Annotated in this window: 26 protein-coding genes and 1 CRISPR repeat array; of the genes, 15 read left to right on the forward strand and 11 right to left on the reverse strand. The window is 40.9% G+C overall.

What is annotated here, in order from left to right; translation table 11 throughout:
* Positions 1-736: 736 nt before the first annotated feature.
* Positions 737-985 (forward strand): helix-turn-helix transcriptional regulator, encoded by a 249-nt coding sequence (locus T525_RS14990; RefSeq protein WP_027407158.1) that lies wholly within the window; start codon positions 737-739, stop codon positions 983-985.
* 90 nt (positions 986-1075) lie between these two features.
* Here the strand turns inward: T525_RS14990 and T525_RS0110425 are convergent, their stop codons facing one another.
* Positions 1076-1639, reverse strand: coding sequence for a hypothetical protein (locus T525_RS0110425; protein WP_027407159.1), 564 nt, complete (start codon positions 1637-1639; stop codon positions 1076-1078).
* A gap of 188 nt (positions 1640-1827) precedes the next feature.
* Here T525_RS0110425 and T525_RS14995 point away from each other — a divergent pair, with 188 nt between their 5' ends.
* The 3 genes from T525_RS14995 (at position 1828) to T525_RS0110440 (ending at position 5069) form a co-directional block, all read left to right on the forward strand.
* Positions 1828-2838: a DNA cytosine methyltransferase gene (locus T525_RS14995; protein WP_084277061.1), complete on the forward strand. Its 1011-nt coding sequence runs from the start codon at positions 1828-1830 to the stop codon at positions 2836-2838.
* A 43-nt stretch (positions 2839-2881) separates the two neighbouring features.
* Positions 2882-3511, forward strand: coding sequence for a hypothetical protein (locus tag T525_RS0110435; protein ID WP_198022687.1), 630 nt, complete (start codon positions 2882-2884; stop codon positions 3509-3511).
* A 106-nt stretch (positions 3512-3617) separates the two neighbouring features.
* A complete protein-coding gene (locus T525_RS0110440) occupies positions 3618-5069 on the forward strand; it encodes a hypothetical protein (RefSeq protein ID WP_027407161.1) in 1452 nt (483 codons plus the stop codon).
* A 107-nt stretch (positions 5070-5176) separates the two neighbouring features.
* On the opposite strand, the gene T525_RS0110445 is transcribed toward T525_RS0110440, so the two are convergent.
* Positions 5177-5725 (reverse strand): type III toxin-antitoxin system ToxN/AbiQ family toxin, encoded by a 549-nt coding sequence (locus tag T525_RS0110445; protein ID WP_037325617.1) that lies wholly within the window; start codon positions 5723-5725, stop codon positions 5177-5179.
* A gap of 323 nt (positions 5726-6048) precedes the next feature.
* Here T525_RS0110445 and T525_RS0110450 point away from each other — a divergent pair, with 323 nt between their 5' ends.
* From T525_RS0110450 to T525_RS0110460, 3 genes are all read left to right on the forward strand, one after another.
* Positions 6049-6900 carry a hypothetical protein gene (locus tag T525_RS0110450; RefSeq protein ID WP_027407163.1) on the forward strand — a complete coding sequence of 284 codons (852 nt, stop codon included), beginning with the start codon at positions 6049-6051 and terminating at the stop codon, positions 6898-6900.
* Positions 6901-7060: 160 nt separating this feature from the next.
* Positions 7061-7456 (forward strand): hypothetical protein, encoded by a 396-nt coding sequence (locus T525_RS0110455; protein ID WP_027407164.1) that lies wholly within the window; start codon positions 7061-7063, stop codon positions 7454-7456.
* Positions 7457-7459: 3 nt separating this feature from the next.
* Positions 7460-7669, forward strand: a complete 210-nt coding sequence (locus T525_RS0110460; RefSeq protein ID WP_027407165.1) for a helix-turn-helix transcriptional regulator — start codon at positions 7460-7462, stop codon at positions 7667-7669.
* A 305-nt stretch (positions 7670-7974) separates the two neighbouring features.
* Here the strand turns inward: T525_RS0110460 and T525_RS16365 are convergent, their stop codons facing one another.
* Positions 7975-8193: a hypothetical protein gene (locus T525_RS16365; RefSeq protein ID WP_156945728.1), complete on the reverse strand. Its 219-nt coding sequence runs from the start codon at positions 8191-8193 to the stop codon at positions 7975-7977.
* A 55-nt stretch (positions 8194-8248) separates the two neighbouring features.
* Between T525_RS16365 and T525_RS16370 the strand changes: the two genes are divergently transcribed.
* The 5 genes from T525_RS16370 to T525_RS0110490 all read left to right on the forward strand — a co-directional run bounded on the left by T525_RS16370 (position 8249) and on the right by T525_RS0110490 (position 13402).
* Entirely contained in the window at positions 8249-8584 is a 336-nt protein-coding gene (locus T525_RS16370; RefSeq protein WP_156945731.1) for a hypothetical protein, read from the forward strand.
* 217 nt (positions 8585-8801) lie between these two features.
* Entirely contained in the window at positions 8802-9041 is a 240-nt protein-coding gene (locus T525_RS15000) for a multidrug efflux SMR transporter (RefSeq protein WP_037325623.1), read from the forward strand.
* A 1082-nt stretch (positions 9042-10123) separates the two neighbouring features.
* On the forward strand, positions 10124-11830 hold the full coding sequence (locus T525_RS15005; RefSeq protein WP_037325618.1) for a P-loop NTPase fold protein: 1707 nt from the start codon (positions 10124-10126) through the stop codon (positions 11828-11830).
* 54 nt (positions 11831-11884) lie between these two features.
* Positions 11885-12547, forward strand: a complete 663-nt coding sequence (locus T525_RS0110485) for a zinc ribbon domain-containing protein (protein WP_027407167.1) — start codon at positions 11885-11887, stop codon at positions 12545-12547.
* Positions 12548-12649: 102 nt separating this feature from the next.
* The gene (locus T525_RS0110490) at positions 12650-13402 is read left to right on the forward strand and encodes a zinc ribbon domain-containing protein (RefSeq protein WP_027407168.1); all 753 of its coding nucleotides are present in this window, start codon (positions 12650-12652) and stop codon (positions 13400-13402) included.
* A 394-nt stretch (positions 13403-13796) separates the two neighbouring features.
* Here T525_RS0110490 and T525_RS0110495 read toward each other — a convergent pair whose 3' ends face one another.
* From T525_RS0110495 to T525_RS0110525, 6 genes are all read right to left on the reverse strand, one after another.
* Positions 13797-14534, reverse strand: coding sequence for a hypothetical protein (locus T525_RS0110495; RefSeq protein WP_027407169.1), 738 nt, complete (start codon positions 14532-14534; stop codon positions 13797-13799).
* A 42-nt stretch (positions 14535-14576) separates the two neighbouring features.
* A complete protein-coding gene (locus T525_RS0110500) occupies positions 14577-15002 on the reverse strand; it encodes a zinc-ribbon domain-containing protein (protein ID WP_027407170.1) in 426 nt (141 codons plus the stop codon).
* 692 nt (positions 15003-15694) lie between these two features.
* Positions 15695-16094: direct repeats of the CRISPR family, unit length 36 nt; unit sequence GTTTCAATGCCGCAAGCAGCATTAGGTCGTTGCAAC.
* A 178-nt stretch (positions 16095-16272) separates the two neighbouring features.
* Complete coding sequence (locus T525_RS15015) at positions 16273-17136, reverse strand: GIY-YIG nuclease family protein (protein ID WP_051533556.1); 864 nt, start codon at positions 17134-17136, stop codon at positions 16273-16275.
* Positions 17129-17698, reverse strand: a complete 570-nt coding sequence (locus tag T525_RS0110515; protein WP_027407171.1) for an N-acetylmuramoyl-L-alanine amidase — start codon at positions 17696-17698, stop codon at positions 17129-17131. Before T525_RS0110515 ends, T525_RS15015 begins: the two co-directional genes overlap by 8 nt.
* A 112-nt stretch (positions 17699-17810) precedes the next feature.
* Positions 17811-18158, reverse strand: coding sequence for a helix-turn-helix domain-containing protein (locus tag T525_RS0110520; protein ID WP_027407172.1), 348 nt, complete (start codon positions 18156-18158; stop codon positions 17811-17813).
* Positions 18159-18160: 2 nt separating this feature from the next.
* Positions 18161-18382 (reverse strand): hypothetical protein, encoded by a 222-nt coding sequence (locus tag T525_RS0110525; RefSeq protein WP_027407173.1) that lies wholly within the window; start codon positions 18380-18382, stop codon positions 18161-18163.
* A gap of 220 nt (positions 18383-18602) precedes the next feature.
* Between T525_RS0110525 and T525_RS15695 the strand changes: the two genes are divergently transcribed.
* Complete coding sequence (locus T525_RS15695) at positions 18603-18905, forward strand: helix-turn-helix domain-containing protein (protein WP_051533557.1); 303 nt, start codon at positions 18603-18605, stop codon at positions 18903-18905.
* A gap of 49 nt (positions 18906-18954) precedes the next feature.
* Here T525_RS15695 and T525_RS16715 read toward each other — a convergent pair whose 3' ends face one another.
* Positions 18955-19080 carry a hypothetical protein gene (locus T525_RS16715; RefSeq protein WP_255346646.1) on the reverse strand — a complete coding sequence of 42 codons (126 nt, stop codon included), beginning with the start codon at positions 19078-19080 and terminating at the stop codon, positions 18955-18957.
* Between the two features lie 248 nt (positions 19081-19328).
* Between T525_RS16715 and xerC the strand changes: the two genes are divergently transcribed.
* Both xerC and T525_RS0110545 read left to right on the forward strand, forming a co-directional pair.
* Entirely contained in the window at positions 19329-20615 is a 1287-nt protein-coding gene (gene xerC / locus T525_RS0110535; RefSeq protein WP_027407174.1) for a tyrosine recombinase XerC, read from the forward strand.
* Between the two features lie 450 nt (positions 20616-21065).
* Complete coding sequence (locus tag T525_RS0110545; protein WP_037325620.1) at positions 21066-21542, forward strand: GNAT family N-acetyltransferase; 477 nt, start codon at positions 21066-21068, stop codon at positions 21540-21542.
* A gap of 175 nt (positions 21543-21717) precedes the next feature.
* Here T525_RS0110545 and T525_RS0110550 read toward each other — a convergent pair whose 3' ends face one another.
* The gene (locus T525_RS0110550; protein ID WP_027407176.1) at positions 21718-22224 is read right to left on the reverse strand and encodes a pyridoxamine 5'-phosphate oxidase family protein; all 507 of its coding nucleotides are present in this window, start codon (positions 22222-22224) and stop codon (positions 21718-21720) included.
* Positions 22225-22296: the final 72 nt, after the last annotated feature.

The raw sequence follows: 22296 nt of genomic DNA on the forward strand, positions 1-22296 counted from the left end.
TTCCATTTCGTTGAGTTCAAATTTCTTGTTCATAATATTATCTCCCTTCTTTATGGGCTGTGCCCTTGTTGTTTTCTGTCCTTACATACGGACTGGGGAGAAATGTATTACAAAATAATCAAAAAAATTATTTTGAGGTATCTATGAGACTTTTGGGCAAAATAATACGCTCCCAATGGAGAGGCGGGAGCGCTTTAAGAAGGTATGATATTCTGGTGTGAAGGGATAACCAACACACCAATTGAAAAAAATAGACCCATCAATGATGATAACATTAAATTGAACGTAAAGCAATATATTTATGGATTCAGAATATATGTATTAAAAAATAATTGTTATCTAATTAAAATACAACATATTATTCCATAAATAGAATATATATTGTAACAAATAATAATTATTGGCAAAAATTTTTCATGGTATTTTACTTAACAATTTTAGGTGGATGGTAAAGTTTTGTCACTAAATTTCACCGTTTTTGGTAATGTTTTGGTTAAGTTCATATAATTCGTGCAAAAAATATTTAAGTTATGTAAAAATAGTTATAATAAATATGTAAATTGAATAATAGACATTATATTCTGAAATGTTATAATAAAGCCTGTAAAACATAGGCCTTTTGGTCCAAAGGGGGTGAATAAAGTGAGTTTGGTGTTTAAAACCATTTCTCATAATAAACGATCGTGATATTCAGTTTTTTTAGGCGAGCAAGACTGAATGAAAATGGGGTATTATTATGATTTTTTCAAGGAACCTTAAAAGGCTCCGATATTTTAAAAAGGCTACGGTGCATGAGGTTTCAACTGCTGTTGGCGTAAGCTTGGAGACTTATGCTGCATGGGAGTCAGGGGAAAAGGAGCCGTGGCTGGATGATTTGTGCCGATTGGCAAAGTTTTTTAAATTGCCTATTGATTATATCGTGGATGACGACTTTGATTATGAGGAATATCTGCGCCAGCTGAAGGCAAGAGGTATGCTGGATTAAGCATAAGGGAGGTGCCACGGCATCTCCCTATAATATTGAAAGTGGAGTATATAAATGAAAGGCGCACTTTGGTGCGTCTTTTTCATGGGCTTATGCCCGTTTCCGTTTCTGTTCATTTAGTTCCTGCTGCTTCATCCGCCCCTGGACAATTTTGATGGCCCGCTCCGCAATAAAATGTTCCAGGGCCTGGGTAAAGGCATCGGGATTTACGGCAATATCATCTACCCTGGCATAAGGGGAGGACATATTGGAGCGATTATATCCCAGCATGGTGGTGTGGCCATACCACTGGTCGGCCCCAAGAAAGAAAATATATCCTTCGTCCAGAATTTCAAACTGGCATTTAAGCCCGCCGCTGCCATCTTCCTCAATTTCAAGCTTTGGCTTTTTCACGCAGCGCAGGGTCTCCACATCAAATATGCCAAGGGGAACATTCCCCAGCATAACATAATGGGAATGAAGCCAGCCGTTTCTGTGGTCGGCCTTTTCTTCCTTGCTGGGGGTCAGCAGTCCTGCCCCGATAGGATCATCTGTAAGATTGTAGAGGTTGTGGAAATGTATCAGGTATTTGTCCATATCAAGTGGATTGTCAAATATCTTTAGATTGCGCATGGCATGGGCGTAGTCCTTGGCCCGGGGGCGGTAGAGAACCATGATGAAAATCTCCTTTCTTTTTGTAAATATTGCTTGAATTTAGAATGTGTGTTTGTTACAATGATAACAGAAAATATGTTTTGTTTCAATATGAGCTCTTATTTTTGTTTGTGTTTTTTGAAGTAGATTATGCTGTATGATATAATTAAAAGAGTTGTTCTCAGAGAGAGCCAAGGAGGTGTTCATGGGTGGATTGGAATAATTTTACTTTTATAGATTTGTTTGCTGGTATTGGCGGAATAAGACTCGGCTTTGAAAGCGTGGGCGGAAAATGCGTTTTTTCAAGTGAGTTTGATGAAGATGCCTGCAAAACTTATGAAGCAAATTTTACTGAACACCCTGCCGGTGACATTACAAAAATTCCTGCCTGGAGTATTCCAGATTTTGATATATTGTTGGGCGGTTTTCCGTGCCAGGCATTTTCTATAATTGGCAAAAAAGAAGGCTTTGCCAACGAAACTTGTGGAACATTATTTTTTGATATAGAAAGAATTTTGAAAACCAAAAGGCCAAAGGCATTTATGCTTGAAAATGTCAGAAACCTTGTGGCACACGATGGCGGGAAAACTTTTAAGGTTATAAAGTCACACTTGGAGGCTTTGGGCTATCATGTATATGCACAGGTCCTTAATGCTCTTGATTACGGCGTTCCACAAAATAGGGAGCGTATTATTATTGTTGGTTTCATCAATGATGTAAAGTTTACTTTCCCAAAGCCTGTGGCCGTGTCAGAAAGAAAGTCGTTATCTGATATTCTCGAAACAAATGTTGATGAAAAATATTATGTCAGGGACAAGATCCGCATATCCCGGCTTGAACGGCTGAAGGACAAGGACTATCCAAAACCATATATTTCCCATGAAAATATGTCTGGGTCAGTTACTCCGCATCCGTATTCTTCGGCATTGCGGGCTGGTGCGTCTGCTAACTATATACTGGTAAATGATGAACGCAGACCAACGGAGCGTGAGCTTTTGCGCATCCAAGGTTTTCCGGAAAGTTTTAAAATAGTTGTTCCTTATGGGAAAATCAAGAAACAGACAGGCAATTCTGTGGCTGTTCCTATGATAAAGGCAGTGGCAGAGCAAATGGTAAAATCGCTTAAGGCATATTATGCAACGGGGGAAATATACAATGGACATACGACCAAGATTACGGGATTCGAAGCGGCTGACAACCCAGACATTATATCCGCTTAATGTGTTTCCCGAAGATTTGATTAACAAAATAGGCGGGTATTTGGTGTACCTCATCTATATAGGTAGAAAAGACATATCCGGTAATGATTGGGGTGATGCCTTTGCAGATGCAATAAAAGGTACACATCTGGATTCGCCAGTTGGTATAGCTGATGTTGTTTTGGATAAAAATTGCTGGTCCATGAAAACCGTAAAAGTCAAAGACCCGTTTTCATGCAGCAATGTAAGGCTTATAAGTGGCAGATGTTCGCCGGATTATTCTTACGGTATTACTGATCCCCATGAGGATGTTCAAAAAACAGGTGAGGCTGTTCTGAATATCTGGAATGAGCGGGTGAATATAGCGACTGACCACTATAGCAGAGTTCGTACCAGTGTTTTGGTAAGAAGCTATGATTTGCTTTCTTATAGCCTTTTTGAGGAAGAAACCACCAGATACAGGACTACGGATTATCACTGGACAGTGAACAAAAACGGCAATCTCTTGGGGTTGGACCACAATGACCGGGTTTGCTTTACTTGGCAGCCCCATGGCTCCCAGTTCACAATTCATACAGAGGTTCCGGAGGAAGCTGTTAAATTCAGCTTGCGCCAGCCACCAACCATTAAAAAAGAGGATGTCTTAAAAGGAATCAATTTTGATGAGAGCTGGATTACAATTTTAGACAAGTAGAATAGATGTCTTTATCATGAATATAAGTCCTGGCATAATGCCAGGGCTTTTTTCATCCCCGCAAATCGCATATAATTAGAGTAATTGAGATAATAAGGGGTATACTATGCAACACTACGTTTACTGCAATGACGCACTTCTTGCTGGGGCCTTTGCCCGCAGCAACAAGATGATGCGGTTCATTGATTCAAAATATAACACGGACAAAGACAAGTTTTATCAGGCGGCCAAGAAAAATGACCGCTTTAAAAGTCGCTTTATCACCGGGAACCGGCTCCCTATCCGTATGAGTGCCATTAAAGCCCTTGGCATAATCGAGGCAGCCAAGTCTGATGAGGCTTTGGACAGGGAAATGTTTGGGGCGGCCAGCCGGGCTTTCAAGTCCATTTACAATATTTTTGAGGACACCAAAAGACTTGGATTTGACCACGGCTTTATAGAAGAAGTCTTTTATACCATGCGTGTGGGGGATAACAAAACGGATGACAGACTGCATGATGCCTATGCACTGTATATGTATTTCTGTGAAGAATACGATTTGAATCCTGATGATGACTCGGAGCTTTTTCAAAGGGTTGTGCCAGTAATACAGGGCAAGGAAATAGCCTATATGCAGGACTTTGCCGATATTGGCCGTAAGTTTGTGAAGGACTGGGAGCAGGAGAAGAATGCCAAGGATTTGATGGAAAGCACAGCCAATATTTGTGGCGGCAAGTGTATTGAAGATATAGGGGCACATCTGGATCCGGAAAGCCAGGAGGCGGGGATATTTAATATGATGTGGGATTTTGCCCAGCTGGATAATATTCCTGTTTCCATGTATGAAGGTGAACGGTTCACAAACAAAGAAATACAAGACATTTTTAATGTCATATCAATGAACATAATAAAAAAAGCGTGTATTCCTGAGGATATAAACCTTTACTATGTAGCGGCCCTTTTTATGCGGAGCTTTGCAAGGCTTTACCATGAGGCAGAGGCCATGGTGGATGCCTATGCTGGTATTGTCCGAGAGACCGAGTCCCAGAAGAAATTAGTAAAAGATAATGTGGCCATGAGTCACAGAATTAGCGAACTGGAGAATCTGGCCAAGGAACGGCAGGAAAAGCTTAATACCCTCCAGCTGGAGCTTGACCGGGAGAAAAAGAAAAATCGGGAGCTGGCGGAAGCTGCAGCCATTAAAGATGAGCAAATAAAAATCCTGCAGAACATCCTGCAGGAAAATGACAGCCGCCCAGCTGCTGCGGATGCAGACGAGGGCACCAAGGCCAAAAAGCTGGAGCTGGCCAAAAATACAAAAGCTGTTGTCTTTGGCGGCCATCCAAACTGGCAGGCGGAGCTAAAGAAAGCGGCTCCTGACTATAATATTGTGGATGCGGATAATTACGGCTTTGATGCCAAAATCATGGACAAGGCGGATGTGGTTGTCATTAAAACCGATTACATGGCCCATGCCCAGTGGTACAAGGTAATTGAACGTGCACGCAAATTGAAGAAAGAAGTGGTGTTTTTTAGCGGAAATAATATTGAGGAATTGCTGATTAAGATAGGCTCATAAAAATAGGTCCCGGTTTTTACTCCGGGGCCTTAATTATTAATTATTTTTTCTGATAAAAATAAAAGGGCAACGATTATTCTTCGTTGTCCTTTCCCGTTTTTATGCTATTACTCACCTTGTTTTGCCATAAAACTTATCCATTCATCATGCATTCGCTCCAAATCTTGATAATCTAAGCAAAACTGCATAATTTTCTCTGTATTCCCGCATTTTTTCTTATTATATATAGTTTTCGCCCGTTTTTGAATTTTATCCTTGTTTTTTCTTATATACTCCAATTCTTCCTGAACCAAATCTTTATATTTTCTGTCTATCTCGTGATCAACATCATATAGGAGCAACTCACTATCGGGTACTGGTATCATGTTGGCAATTCGTATTGTGCCTTTTAATTGAGCATTTTTTCTCTCTCCTGACGAAACAATACGCAGAATCAAAAAGGAATCTTTTCTGATTTGCCTTTCTCCATTAATTTGTTCATAGTCGCTTTCTTTTGGTGAAGACAATGGCACAAAATACTTGTAGTTACCAATTTCCATGACTATTCCTATGTATTTCCTTGAATTAAGTCGTGAGTCTTCCTTGTTAGAATAAACATGTTTATGCTCACTATGGAGGTAATCTATATACCCATCGGTAATGCTATATAATCTCATAAAACTTCTCCCAGACAAAACAAAAGCGGAGAATAATCTCCGCCCTTGTCAAAACCTCCACTTTATGGCAGGAGCTCTCCAGTAGTTAAACCCGACACTTTATGGCAGCCGCTCTCCAGTAGTTAAACCCTCCACTTCATGGCAGGAGCTCTCCAATATCTTCTTACCCAAATTATAAGATAGGATATTAGAAGTGTCAATGCTTTTCTCGCTTCGGCAATTATTGTTCGTGGTATGCAGATATATATGCCAGGGCTTTTTTCATCCCCGCAAATAGATTATAATTATGATGTTCACAAGGAAAATAGTGGAGGAATGATCTGATGGAACATGCAATACAGATAAATAAAAAGGCTCTGGAAAGAGCCATGAAGCACATAGATAATAGCCAATTTGACAAGGCCCTGCCAGTAGTTGAGAAGCTGGTGGCCAAATTTGAGAAATTAAATACATACAAGGACGATGAAAATACGGAATACCATTCTTTCCATGAAAAATTGGAGGAGCTTCTTTATGAGGAATTTACAGAGCCAGAGAAGGAAATCTGCAATATAGATGAGCCAATTTCTGATTTGTACCTGGCTTATGGCTCCGCCCTTCTGGGACTGGAACGCAAGGAAGAAGCAAAGAAGGCACTGCTTACGGCTCTGCGCTGGAACCCTGCCGACCCATCTGTTCATCTGAAATTTGCTGATCTGGAAATTAGAAATGGAAATAATGAGGAAGTCCTTAAATATGCTTCTGAGGCCATGAAATGGGCTTTCCATACGAAAGATATTGGCAATTGCTATTATTATTTTGGTTGGTATGCTTACCAGAAGGAATCCTATGCTGCAGCCTTTGGATATTATCACTTATGTTCAGATATTGGTGATGGTTGGAGAAAATTTTTATCAGTTAGCGAACAGATGATGATCCATATAAATGGAATAGCTGAACCGCCTACACTGGAAGATATGGAGAAATATTCAATTCAGCTCAATATCCCTCTGGGCTATAACAGCAAGATAGTGGATTTTGTTCTTGCAATGGGCGATGGGGCCATGGAAGATTATGAGCCCAAAACAGCATATTATTTTTATTCCATATTGTATGAAATAACAGGCTCGGAGAATGTGTTGGAAACTCTGGAAGAGCTGGAAGAAGAATATGGAATTGTTTTCGATGATATTTAAAGGAAGTACCGATATACCCACGGCCCCGGCGAAAGCTGGGGCTTTTGTGTGCCCTGAAAAAATATATTGACTACACAAAAATATTGTTATATATTTATAACAGAAAGTGTTATAAATATATAACAAATGTTAGGAATTTATTACAAAAAGGGGGATACAAATGAAACGACCGGAAATTAACCTCGATAAACATAATCTTTTGTATTATATATGTGTAGGTGGCGGATGGCTTTTAGTTGGTCTCTTGGATATAATCAGTAATGACAATATTATTTTGCTCTCTATTTCTGCTTGCATAAATGCTTTAATGATTATGGTTCTTCTCTATGTGCTTATTGGGAAAAGGGAGACAGGCGACGAAATGACCATAAAGTATCATGAACGGGCAATGAGTGAGGGGTTCTATTTTATAACATGTTTATGCTTAATCCTATTATGTGTTGATAACATATTCAAACTTAATGTCTCTTTCCAAGTATATGGTCATTTAATGTTAGGGGTAGGATTTTTGGTTACTGGTTTTAAATTCCATCAACTGGAGAAAGATGGGGAGTAGCTGATGGCTGAACTTATTACTAAAATACATGAATTACGCCGTTCCCAAAAATTATCTCAAGGAGAATTGGCGGAAGCTTTAGGAATTCGCAGAGAGACATTATCCCATCTGGAGAATGGCAAATATAACCCTTCTTTGAAGTTGGCTATGGATATTGCCAAATACTTTGGTAAATCAGTTGAAGAAGTTTTTGAATTTGTTGATGAAGAATAAAATCGGTGAAATACCAGGACAGTTAATTTGATGATCTATTTTAAAATGCATATTTTGTCTAACACAGGCCCCGGCGAAAGCTGGGGCTTTTCGTATGTAAGGGGGGTAAAGGGGGGTACGAAGGTGACCACCCACACTCTTAAAACTAGGGTGCCTTGATTGAAGTGAGCCGCCTGCGGTGACTGTCCTCCCATACGTGCGGCCAGCCACCTTCGGCGTCTGAAACACCTTCTCTCAAAGGCAGTCCGAATGATAGCGTATATCCCAGCGGCATTGGCCCCAGGTCTTTCCCTGGCACGCCTCCATCACGGCTTACGGCAGCGCCATGAAAAGCCCTGAAAGTATTGGAAGAAAGCTGGAGCATACCCTATCATCGGCATTTTATTTTGTGCCAGTGACTGGGCCAGCAAGGCGGTCACTGTCTTTCCGTTCCCTTCCGCTTCGCTGCAGTCCACTTCATTCCAGTCACCGCTTAGACCACGACTCTTATAGATGCCCCGAACAGCAGAGTATGGAACCTGCAAGCAGAACCCATACCCAGCTGTCGGCTTTTTGTCCAGTGCCTACTATGGGGCCAGTATGGCGGTAGCTGTCCTGTCGCTCCCTTCCGCTCCGCTTCATCAGCAGCTTATTCCGTGGCGCTCAGGCTTCACTCCATGCGCGTTGCTTCTTCCGCTTCTCTCCAGTCCGCGCACTCCAGCCACCGCCCCATCTCCAAGTGCAGTACCCGGATGGTATCACTACACCCCAGAGGTGCGCAGTCATACCACCGTTTTTATTTCTCATCTTCTCTTAGAGATTAGCGGGCGCATAGTCATAACCTTTTATCTTCTAATAAGGTTCCAGACTACCATGGACAAGTTCTGCGACAAGCTGGATGCCCTTATACTGGAAATCCGCAAGGAACACTCGTAAAAAAAATAATCCGTGTGGCCATGCCAAAATTGGTGTGGCTCCGCGGATTTTATAATGCCATTGACACAAAATTATAATGTGATATACTTGCAGACAAGGTTATATTTTCGTCGCCGGATGGAAATATGAGGCATCTGAAATCACGCCGTAGGCAGCAGAGAAATCTGTAAAAGCGTGGTTTAAGGTGCCTTTTTTGTTTTTTGGAAGGGAGTTTTTTATGAGTTGGGTCTATTTATTACTGGCAGGATTAAGTGAAATGGGCTGGGCTGTTTGGTTGAAATACACTGAGGGATTCAGTAGACTGTTACCAAGCATCATAACCATTACATTAATGGCCGCCAGCTTCGCCCTGTTGTCATTGGCATTAAAAGAACTGCCGATAAGCACAGCTTATGCTATCTGGACAGGTATCGGTACTATTGGAACCTTTGTATTTGGTTATATGATTTTGCATTAGCCGGTTACAGCATTACAGGGAGTATGTCCACTAAGCAAGTCCGCGCACTCCAGCCACCGCCCCATCTCCAAGTGCAGTACCCGGATGGTATCACTACACCCCAGAGGGGCGCAGTCATACCCCCGTATGAAGTGTCTCACCTTCTCCAAAAGAAAAGCGGGCACATACTGTCCCCGCAGAAGGTGGCCTTCCGCCAGAGGCGGAAGCCATTTAAAGTGATCTGAGTTTTTGTACGCATCAAGAGTACAGCCACCCCATAACGTGCGGCTTCCTTTGGGACCCCCACGCGGTCCCACGAAGCCGGGAACGAAATAGCCCACACATGACTTTAATGTATAAGGTTTTATTTCCAGCCCCATTTCCCGCCTAGAATTTTCTGAACATTTCAGTATTTAATACCAAATTGTATAGGGATTTTGGCTGTACATTTCGGAATACCAAACCACATTGTATAGGAATTTCTTTTCTGTCTTTTGGCTGTACATGACATAATTGTATCTTAAAATACAGCCACAAAATGAGGGATATTCTCTGATACATTTTAGTCATGTTTCTTGGTGCCAGCTCCAAGGTGCCTGCTATGAGTATGGGCCAGAGCCACCTTCTCTGCATCTGTTTTTGTCATGGGGGAAGGAGTCTCCAGCCTCATAAGGCAGAACATTTTACTTCCGATAAACGCCGGAGAGCTTATCGGAACGCCTGGCTATGCTCCTGGGGGCCAATGGTTCCGATAAGCACATTTATCGAAAGTAAAATGTCCATTCCCCCCTGCGGGGACTAGGTCGCTCCGCTCCCGTCGCAGCCAGCTCGCAGAACCCTTCGGGACTACCCCACCCTCCGCCCGCGCTTCGCGACCCCACCCACCAGCCGGATGACGGGGCAGCACACAGCCCCGGAAAGAGAGCGCTACTCCGCCCCCACGGCATACGCCCCACCCATAAAAATCAATGGTAAGAATTTCATATAAGAAGGATTTTATTGCCACATGTAGAAGTAATAATAAAATATTGTTAGCTATAAATTTAGAGAAGCTGTATCCTATATACGAAAAATAAATCACATTTTTTGTGGGAGGAAAAATTATGACTACAACTGTTGGCTACACGGACGGTCCTACTACTGTTGATTTGTTTGAGATTGACCGCTACAAGCAGGGACTCATCCAATTTATTAAGACGTGCAAGACACCTATTACCATCGCTATTCAAGGTGATTGGGGTTCAGGAAAGACTTCCTTGATGTCCATGATTGATAAAGAGTTGGAAAAAGACCCCCATATACAGCGAATTTGGTTCAATACCTGGCAATATTCTCAGTTTAATAAAAGCGACGACTTAGCGGTATCACTTTTGTCTGCAATTGGAACAAAAATTAAAGTCAAGGATCTTGAAAGTCGAACAAAATTTGACAAATACTATGACATATTATCTTCCAAGGTGACGACGGTAGCTAAAGCCACGGCCAAAGCCACTGCAGCAGTGGCTGGTGGGTTGTCCGGTGCTGGGGCAGATACAGCCGTAAAAGCCCTCGAAGCTGCAATGAAAGGTGATAAAGCGGAGAATGATATTGCAGTTGTTCTCGAAAATCTGAAGGCATCTTTTGAAAGTGTCGTGCAAAATGCCTGTGGTGAGGATGGTAGGGTGGTATTTTTCATTGATGATTTGGACCGACTTGTGCCCGCCAAAGCAGTGGAGCTTTTGGAAGTGCTCAAAATATTTTTGGATTCGCCTCAATGTGTATTCGTTTTGGCCATTGATTACGCTGTGGTACAGCGTGGTGTGGCTGACAAATATGGCAGAACCTTTGATAAAGAAAAGGCCAAATCTTTTTTTGATAAAATCATTCAAGTACCATTCAAAATGCCAGTGGCAGATTACAATATCGACAGTTTCGTAAAAAAATGTTTTGAAGATATTGGAATTACTGTTTCCAATATTGAAAAATATACAGAACTTATTAATCTTTCCATAGGCAACAATCCTCGTTCCATGAAGCGGCTTTTTAACTCATATCTTCTGCTACTTTCCATTGCAAACGAAAACGTGATAAAGACGGAAAAAAGCAAACAATTATTGTTTGCTTTGCTGTGTTTCCAAAGTCGTTTTGACAAGATTTACGATTACCTTATTGCCAACAAAGATGACCTGGATGCCGAATTTATTAATGCAATGCGAGAAAAAGAAAATCCTCTTCTCGATGAATTGAAATTGTCAAAAAAAGAGGCAGACCTATTCCCTGCCTTTGCTGAGTCCTTTATAAAGTTGATTGATAAAGATGATTCAGGGGACGTGAACCAGGAAGAGATAAAACCATTTTTAGAAGTTTTATCCTTCTCAGCAATCACAGGCAACGGCTCCGATGCAAATGACAGAAAGCGCAAACCACCTAAGAGCTTAGCTGGGGTGGGTGAACTTATTTTGCAATATGATGAAATAGGCAAGAGAGAAAAAATGCAGCGCATTGTTGATGCCGTACAAGAATACACGGGTTGTACGCCACAATTTAAGCAATATCCTACCTATTTCAATATAGTATACAGACTTAATGAAAAATTACGCCTAGATATTACCCTATTAGAGCGAAAAGACGGCCTCACACTGGATGTATGCGCTGATAAGCAGTTCTTACTTACCTCTCCAGGTGTATCGGAATTTGTTCGAATTCACAATTTAAAATATAAAGATTATGGAACTCGCAAGTATTTCCGTTGCAAAGTCGGATACGATGATGCCACTGCTCTCAATGAAATTGAAAATATGATAAAAAATCTACGCCATGAAATTTTATAATACTATAAAATAGGGTAGGTATATGTAAAACACAGTACGGGGGAGGTTAGTTTAATGTTCTGTCATAATTGTGGAAAAGAAATAGCTGATGGTATAAATTTTTGTCCTTATTGTGGTAAAACGCAAGAGGTGTCTAATAAAATCATGAATAATGAACCGTCAGGTGCTGTTGATAATACTCTTTCGTCTGCAAAAAATATCGGTAATCAGGTTAAGGCAGTCGTAGAAGACAAAGCCCAGGCCTATGTAGACATGGCAAAAGAAACAGCACAAGACTTTGTCAATGACGTACAACAGGTTACTAAGGACAAGGATACAGATAATTTTTTTAAAAAAAATAACAATCGTAATACTAAAATTATACTTGTAATAGCAATGGCTATGGTTATATTGTTCATGTTATTCGGGGGCAATCCTAAAGGTTCTAATGAAGCTATAAAAATAGCCGAAGAGCACGTAACATATTATAACGATGTCACTAAACTTTATGGCTCTGATATTGATTTGGTCGGAAAAAAAGATGGAGAATCTTTCCTTTTAATAACTGTTAATACAAAAACAAAAGACAAAGATAAAATGTACCACTATATAGCAAGGGTTAGTGATAAAGGCGAAGTACTAAAGATTAAGGCAACCTCTACGTCATCTGATCAAGAACATAGGAAAGAAGTAATCAAACTATATCGCGAAGCGATGAAAAAAGATGGTTACAAATAGAGGAGAAATATTTTATCCACGCATTTCTTTTCGTCTTTAATTACTTTTACTAAAAATCTCTTTAAAAGCATCCACTAAAAATATATTCAAGGAGGTAGTATTATGTTCTGCCATAATTGTGGAAAAGAAATAGCTGATGGTATGAATTTTTGTCCTTATTGTGGCAAGACACAAGACTTATCTGATAAAGGCATGAAAAATGAACCAGCAGGTGATGTTGACAATACTCTTTCGTCTGCAAAAAATATCAGTAATCAAGTAAAAGAAGCCGTTGAAGACAAAGCAAAGGTTTATGTAGATATGGCAAAAGAAAAGGCTCAAAATTTTGCTGATGACGTAAAACAGGTAACTAAAGACAAGGATACGTCAAGTTTCTTTAAGAAAAATAATAATCGTAACACTAAGATAGTTGCAGGTATTATAATGGCTATGCTTGCGTTGTTTGTACTAATAGGAAACTCGTCTGAAAAAAATATAAGTAATTCATCTAACAGTAAGGTAAGTAACTCATCTGAACGTAAGGCAAGTAACATTGCGGAAGAACTTGCTGCTGAAAGAGTAAATAACGATCCTAGAGAGAAATTGTTATCTACCAGTACCTGGATGATTGCTAAACATAATGGAGATGACCGAATAAACTATCTTATTATAGTTTCGGCAGATCTTATCACCGACAACGGATTCAAGGCTACGCGTATATATAGAGTATTTACTTTAAAAGACGGAACGAATGATATTGTAGACATTGGTTTTATATGTCCTACTAGCACTAAAGAGAAAAAGAGGCGCATTGGTAATACAATACGTGATTTTAAAAAAAGTCTACCTCTAACAGTACTATTTGGCAATCATTAAATAGGCTGATCAAAATATCTGTAAATAGAGTTTCCTATGGTAAAAAAAATCATATAATTGCTGGAATTCGGTGGAAACGGTTCCAGCTCTTTTTTTTGAACTGTATTTTTAAACAGCGTATCTGGATAGGTGAAAATAAGCCATATTTTTTGAAGTTTTCAATGAAGTATTGTCCCTTTTTCAATTCTATATATAAAAAAGGTAAAAAAGTGCCGTAGGATGACATAACATAACATCATCATACGGCAATTATTAAAATCTGATATTAATCAATGATTTTTCGTGGTATGGTTCCCCAATTCCTATTTATAATTTAAATAACAAAATCATTAATTTTTAGCTAATTATTTGTTACATCCATGAAATCAGTGCTGCGAGAAGGCGTTGATTGCTTTTAGAATTGTTGTTCTGTTTGCTCAATATCAAATGATTGAGTATACTCATTCCAATTAAAATTAAAGCGACATGCTTTATCACCAGGATACTTCTTGGCACCAAATTTATAATAAAAACAATTAAAAGATAAAGTACTTCCTTTTATAAGAACTTTATCCTCGAATATAATTGTGGCTTGTTTTCCCAGATTACCAAAGTATTTTAAAGATACTTCCTTGGTATCAATATATTTTACAAAAGTACCGTCTGTTTTTCGACCAATAATAAGATAATCACAATACATATCATGAGCTCTTTTGAAAATATATAGTGTAACTCCGTCTTTTGTCGATGTTCTGTAAATTCTAATATAAATAGGGTCGGCTATTGGTATTGTGTTATTTATATCCTTTCCCCCAACATTAACCATCACCCCATTATTTCCTAATATACCTTGGACATATAATGTATCTTTACCTTCACCAAATATTGCTGAGTTTTCATTGGTTTTAGCTGCACCTTTAAATGATAAAATACCGGATTTAACATCTGTACTAATCTCTCCTACTAGCATGGGGGCGGGAATATTAAATTCCTTTATAGCATTTATATCCTCTACATCATTTATAACCTCTACATCATTTATATCATATTTGCTTTCATTATTGGTGGTGTTTCCGCATCCAACAATGATAAAACTGCACACCAGAATTAATACACCAATTGAAAATGTAAAACTATTGTTTTTACTTAGCATCACTTTATCCCCCTTTTAAAGTGGATTATCTTCACAAATATCCTAATCTTGTTCAGATTTTATATTTGTAATAATTTGTGAACCGTCAGGCGGAGTTATTTTAAAATTCTTCTTACATGTATTACACGTCAACAGCCATTTGGTATCGTCCCACTCTTTAAGTATACTTTTCCTTCGAGAATAATATGAAAAACCTAAAAGAACGAAAAATAATACTAGAAGCATCCTCATTATGAAAAATCTGTTTAAATCTGGTAAAAAGTAACAAAATAAAAGAAATGCAAAACCAAATGACAAATAGGTTTGAGCTTTGCTAGGTTTTTCTATTTTTTTTATATCGGTACTTCCACAATGTGGACAAGGTAAAACATTTCCCTTAATATTAGCTACAATACTTGATGTTTTTCCACAATGAGGGCAAAATTTCGCCCCTTCCTGGATCTCTTTACCACAGTTATGGCAAAACATATTTTTGCCCCCTTTTTCTATTTTTTTATATCTGCTTCTTTTAAATTCACACTACAGCTGTCATTCTTTAAGCTAACTTCTAAATATATTATATATATGCATGGATTCCACACAGCTATTTTAAAATCCTTCTTTTATTAAAATGAAAAAAGCCAGTCAAATGATATGTGTCCAGGATTCTGGGTACATATCACCTTGGACTGACCTTATCACTGTTGGCGTGGGGGCCAGCAGTGCGCCTATCATTAAGAAAAGCCAGTTGGAGGACTGGCTCTCTTGTTTGCCGGGGAGGAGTCCCCAGCTTCTTGGAATGGGATTCTATGAAAATATTTTAACATAAAAGGTTGCGCCATGCAACTATCCTCTGTTGAAGCCCAAAAAGATGCCGGCCATAAAGACCGGCAATGAATAGGTTTCCCACTACATAAATAGTAGGAGGCATGGAATTATGGAAAAGAAAAACGTTGATATACAATAGATTGATGCCCTGGGCGAAATGCCCGGGGTTTTTTGTTCCCCCAGGAAGCCGCAAGCAGCATTAGGGTGGGGGCGGCCGTTGCAACTATGCCCTCTAGAATAAGGTTGCACATGAAGCTAAGAAGTTTCAATGCCGCAAGCAGCATTAGGTGCCAGCAACACTTAACGAAGCCCCACCAAAACATAGGGCTGAATTTAGTGATGCTCACTCGACAAAGGCCGTTGCCTTGGCCTTTGTCTGTCGTTGCAACTTAAGTGATGTGTTCGGATTTGACCCATGTGTAAAGGGTTTCAATGCCGCAAGCAGCATTAGGTCGTTGCAACGAAAAAATGAAGGAGACTGGTATGGACAAACAGATTCAGGGTTTCAATGCCGCAAGCAGCATTAGGTCGTTGCAACCCTTCAGGGGAGTTCCTGCCTCCTAGAAATGATTTCGTTTCAATGCCGCAAGCAGCATTAGGTCGTTGCAACATTATTCTGGGTCAAACCGCAATCTGGAAGTTATAAAAGTTTCAATGCCGCAAGCAGCATTAGGTCGTTGCAACGAAATAAAACTTCGTAGAAGCCACGACTAGGGAGTTTCAATGCCGCAAGCAGCATTAGGTCGTTGCAACTGTACCCCCTGTGGACCCCCATGGATACTGGACCTAAAAGAAACTTTTGGAGTGAAGTGTCCAAAAAGATTTTACAGTTTTATTTATTCCACATATACCCGAAAAATCCTTCTTTTGCCAAAAAGAAAAGGAAGCGGGCAAATAACCAGCTTCCTTCCTATATAATATATACCATATATCACAGATTACTGTACCACCTAATAAAATCCTCTTTATGTGCCCCGTAGTTGGTGCCCTCCTTAAACCACTGGGAGAACATCAAAAAACGCTGGCCTCCAGAGGAAAATTCCTCCTTCCAGTACCGCTGGCGGATTTTCTTCTTTACGTCCTCGCGGGTTTCCCCGTCTTTCAGGAGATAGAGAATGGGCAGGGCCCTATGGGTGTATTCCTTGCTTCCTTCCACGGAGCTATAGAGCTTAAGCTGTTCATCACTGAACACATACCCCGCTGCCAGAAGGTTTATCATGGCAGTTTTCACAAAATCGCTGACGGACATATTCCCTTCGGGAAGGGGCGGGGCCTTGCGTTTTCTATTAACGGGTTCAAAGACAAATACCCCAATAAGCTTTAAAAGAAACAGGGCTTCCTCCAGGTATTTTCCCAGCTCCACCTCACGGAAGGCGCTGACCTTCTGGGGATTGCCCTTTGTAAGATTGTCCACGTAGGCGGTGCCAACCTCCTTGGCCTTTTCAATTAGCTTGGATTCCAGATAATCAATATCCGAGGCATTGAAGCTGTCGTCCTTGGTGGTCATAAGGATAATATGGCTCCACCAGCCCTTGTCCGTAAGGTGCTGGCGGGTCCTTTTTTCAAGGTCTCTGGCCTGTCCCACATAAACCTGTTCTTCGGAAAGGAGCAGATAAACCCCGTATTTCCTGCAGTCCGCCTTGGCAATGAGATCATCAATGGACTGGCGGGGGGATGAGAACATGGCCCCGATCTGCCATGAGGTGTCCTCAATGTACATAACGCCGTTTAAGTCACCGTCATATAAAAGCATCTGAATTGTTTTCGCTGTAGTAATCATAGGCTCTTTATCCATTAATATTTACCCAGTAATCAGTCACGCCCCTGGCTATGGCTGCGGCAATTTCCTCCTGATAATTCATCAGTAAAAGTACATCTATGTCGTTGTCGATAAAGGCTGTTTCCACCAGCACCGCGGGCATCTGGGTCCGTCGAAGAACGCAGAGGGCGGGGCGGGATTTTATGCCCCTATCGGGAAAGGTGCCGTCAATATCCTGCATGGTATCAATAAGCTGGGCGTGAATATATTTTCCAAGGGGATAGCCGCCCCCCACCTTGTCATAAACGAGGGTTTCCGCCCCGCGGACGGATTTATCATAGGCGTTGCAGTGAATGCTTACAAATACATCAGCCCCCCAGTCATTGGCAGACTTCACGATATTTTCCCCTGCAGACTCCCCTGTAAGGTTGTTGCTCTGGAGAAGCTTCACCCCGCAGCCAGCCTTTATGAGATAATTCTTCACCATTTCCCCGATACTCAGGGCAATATCACATTCGCGGACTCTGTAAAAATCGTTCACAGCCCCCGGATCGGGATTGCCATTTGGCGCATGGCCGGGATTAATAAATACCTTCATTTTTTTATTTCCTCCTTTTTGTAAATATACCCCCGGAAGGTGAGCCACATTGTAGTAATTTTTAAGGAGTGAATGAGTGTTTTTGGCTGCTCCGGGGGTGATATATCATGCTTTAATTTTCTGTTGTTTGTTCCCGTTCTTCCTGCCCTGCATATTCTGAACCAGTGCGGCTGATAATATAATATCTGGCAGCTCTGGCACCGCCGGGGGACTCCCACCTTATATACCCCTTTTTGGTGAGTTCGTCCCTGGCACGTTTTACGGTGGCCGTGGACATTTTCAGGGCATAGGCCAGTTCGGGAACATTGAGACAAAGGGGATAATGCCACCAGTTCATATTGGCCCTATACATAAGATAGTGCCACATGGCTTGGGCGTTTGGGCTGATGCGGTCGCAGTTGTGAGATATATAAAACTGCTTCAGCTCCATAATCCAGCCCTTGGTTCTTCCCCTTGCCATGGCTATTTATAAAAGGCGGGGTATTGGTTTTCCAGATCAAGGCCCTGAGTGTTCAAAAGCCACTGCTTGGCCGCTTCCCAAGGAATTTTGATGGTGTGGCCGTATCTGAATTTAGGAAATTCATCTATTCTCAGAAGTCTGCGGACACAATATTCAGTAAGTCCTGAATATTTCACAAACTCCTTGACGCTTACAAACATTGGATTTTCCTTTTCTTTTAACATTAAAAACCTCTCCCTTTGGTTCAAATTGCTTCGATACGAAACTAAATGAATCGTTCTAAAATCTAATACAAATATAACATAGGACCAATGGGGTGTCCATATAAAATTTTCTATTTTTTGAAACAACACTATACAAACTGTACCAAAATGTGGTATATTGATATCAGACAACATGAAACAACACGAAACACAATGAAAAAAATTGAAGGAGAAAAAACAGATGACTACCTTTGGTGAGAGAATTAAGAGTTTAAGAGTGAAAGGCAAGAAGATTTCTATTGCCGCCGCTGCCAAAGAGCTGGGGATTCCCAAATCCACACTGAACAATTACGAAAGGGACTTCGCCAGACCGTCTCTGGAAATGATTTGCCAGATGGCCCAGTATTACAACACCACCCTTGAATATCTGGCGGATTACACCAACGATGAGGAAGTTGCTGAAATAGCCCTTGCCATTAAGAAGCTTTCTCCTGAACATAAGGCAAATATATTGGCCATAATCGAGGGCCTTGGGGAAAAATAAGGTGTCTGCCTATTACTATTAATATTGTCTTATATAGTCTTATATTATATTAGGGGCGGCTGAAAGCCTTGTACTCCAAGGGCTTGAAGATTTGCTGTGGTTCATAATGAGCCACAATCTGAACCACAATACATACCACAGTGAGTACCACACCAAGTACCACTATATGAACCACTACATGTACCGCTTTTAAGGGTTATCAACAGTTTATTAACTAATTACCCACAACATTAACAGCTTTATCCACAAGATAAACAGTGTTATCCACAATGTTTTTGTGCTATTCACAAATGTTTGGACGTAACCAAGCGAGAGAGTGTCATACACATTGTTGCTGTCTTGTGCTTTATTTAAGCCGTGTATGCGGCCAGATCCAATTTGAGTTTTAATTTTTGGATGCAAGACAGGAGGTTTTTATTTATCATGGCAAGTCAAAAAAAGATAAGACCCTATAAAGAGGGGTGTCTTTACTACAACGAAAAACGGAAAAAATGGGGAGCACAGGTTAGTGTGGGGAAAGACCCAAAGACCGGCAAGCTGAAAAGGCCAATGAAATACTTTAATACCCAGAAGGAAGCTCTGGCCTATATTAAAGAGATGAAGGACAAGTATTCGCATAATATTCACGTTGATGCGGATAAGATGACCGTAAAGGAATGGCTTGATAAGTGGTTTGATACCTACAAGAAACCAAAACTCAGGGAGAATACCCAGGTGTCCTACAGGGGAATTTTGGATATCTGCATTAATGCCATTGGGGATATGAAGCTGGACAAGGTGCAGACCTCCGACCTGCAGTACATCATTTACAAGGTAATAGGGTCCGACAAATACCGCACATGCCAGTATTTCCGCACAGTAATAAAACAGGCCTTCAAGAGGGCAAGGCAGGAGCATCTTATAGTGGACAATCCCGCTGAGTTTTTGGAGCTTCCCAAAAAGCCGGCACCAAAGGAGCATCACATGCCAACTTTGGAGGAATGGGCAAAGCTTTATAATCACAAGGTTGGATTTTACGGCTGGCAGCTTGCCATTTATACCGAGTATCTTACGGGAATGCGCCGCAGCGAACTTCTGGCTCTCACCTGGGACAGCTTCGAGATTGTCCAGGGGGAAAATGGCGAGATTAAAGGCGGATTTGTAACTGTAAACAAGGCCATGGGCATTGGGGATAAGGACCCCGAAACCAAGAGGTGCAAAATTTACATTGGTGAGACCAAGTCAGCCAAGAGTGTGAGACGGCTTCCAGTTTCAGCTGAGTATTGTAAGGAGCTTCTGGCATACAAAAAGAAGCAGGCCGAAATGCAGCTTGCTTCCAAAACTTGGGAACACCCGGAAATGGTTTTTACCACCAATGACGGGCGTTATTATAATCCTGATGTGTTCTCCAGCCTTTATTCCAAGGTGTGCCGTGAGGAGGAGTTACATTTCACCTTCCATGATTTGCGCCACGATATGGCCAGTAGCATGAAGACCTCCAACATCTTTGACATCAAGGATATTCAGAGCCAGCTTGGCCACAGCAATGTTCAGATTACCCTTGACACCTACACCCACATGAAAAAAGAGGATAATGAAAAGGTCGAAAACTGGGTGGAGGAAAGGAGCAATAAGCTCAAATTTGTGTCTGCAGATTGTCTGCACCCAGCCCAAAACCAAACACAACCAAACACCACGAAACAAAAGGTAATACGGCTGACAAACGCTTGATATTACTGGGTTTCAACACGAAACGACACCAAACAACACAATAGAAAATATGTTCGTATCAGACTCAAAATCTGCCGTATGCAAATACGTGCCGGTTCGAGTCCGGCCTTCGGCACCACAGTAATATCAAGGCTCCCGAGTATTCGGAAGCCTTTTCTTTATGCTTGGAATTTTTCAAAATACTGCCACAGTACTGCCACGAGGATTTTCTGTTACAAAAATTATTTACGCAATCCCTAAATATCTTTAAAAATAATAGGAAAGTGGGGAATGAGAGATAATACATTTTTGTTGAATAAAAATAAAAAATGGCCGTACAGCCACCAAAAAATACTGCCGTATGGCGACTACTTTGAGGGTAGTGAGTTACACGGCAGATTTCTGGAGGTTAAGTTATGGGGTGTACTTACGTAGCCAATTTATATATACTATTGCTGGAGGTTGGTACAGATGATAAGAAAGTATGAAGAAAAAGATATTGAAGCCATGATCCGTATCTGGAATGAGATAGTTGAGGAAGGGATTGCATTCCCTCAGGAAGATTGTCTGGACAGGGAAACCGGGGCGGAGTTCTTTGCCTCCCAAAGTTATACTGGGGTGGCTGAAATAGATGGAAAAATAATGGGCCTTTATATCCTTCATCCTAATAATGTGGGGCGGTGCGGCCATATCTGTAATGCCAGCTATGCCGTTTCATCAGAGGCCAGAGGAAAGCACATCGGGGAAAAGCTGGTTCTAGACTGTCTGAAAATGGGCAAGGAGCTGGGCTTCAGGGTATTACAGTTTAATGCTGTAGTGGAAAGCAATATCCACGCAAGACACCTTTATGAACGTCTGGGCTTTAAGCAGTTGGGGTCCATACCAGGCGGGTTCCGTATGAAAGACGGACATTACGAGAATATTTGCCCATATTACCATGAGCTGTAAAAAATATGCGTGGTTGATACCTATTTTTTTAGGTGTGGACACGCATTTTTTTATTGTATCATTGTGGCTGTACTTTGGCAGTACAAGATGTAAAAAATTACTGCTATCCCGCATAACTACTGGGTTCGTAGTTTGCGGGGCGGCAGTTTAGCTGACTGCTTTAAGAGTGTTCCTTTTACTTTGTTGGATGTCGCATAGCTGCCAGTTCTTTGGCCTCTTTGCCCGTTAAATGTTCAATATCCATTACCAACACATAAAGAGCTGACATAAGTTTTCCAATCTCATTTTCTCTGCTTTCATCTGACTCATGTGGGCAGTATTTATCCGCAAGCATGTCCAATGCCAGGCGCTTTTCCAGAGCGGTGTTATCCTCCACTATCCGAACAGTGCCAAAAGCAATTACACTGCGAAAATATGTAGTATATTCCGCTGGTACTATGTTATCTTGATCTATTACGCAAAATGAAGCCTTCGGATTTCGGTGCAGGGCATCCAGCTTATGGCCGCTTTTTGCAACATGAAAATACAATTTATTGTCAGCATAAGCAAAGGAAAGTGGCACTGCATAAGGGTAATCATCATCACCAGATACGGCTAGCACCCCTGAGGTGGATTTTTCCAATATGGATATACATTCGTCAGCAGATAACTGCTGGTTTTTTCTTCTCATTTCCCGAAACATAATAATCACTCCATTCAGATATTTTTATGACAATATTTTTAGACCAGTTATACCGCAAATAATAAAAGCAAC

Source organism: Anaerovibrio sp. RM50 (genome assembly GCF_000622005.1).
Lineage (GTDB): Bacteria > Bacillota > Negativicutes > Selenomonadales > Selenomonadaceae > Anaerovibrio.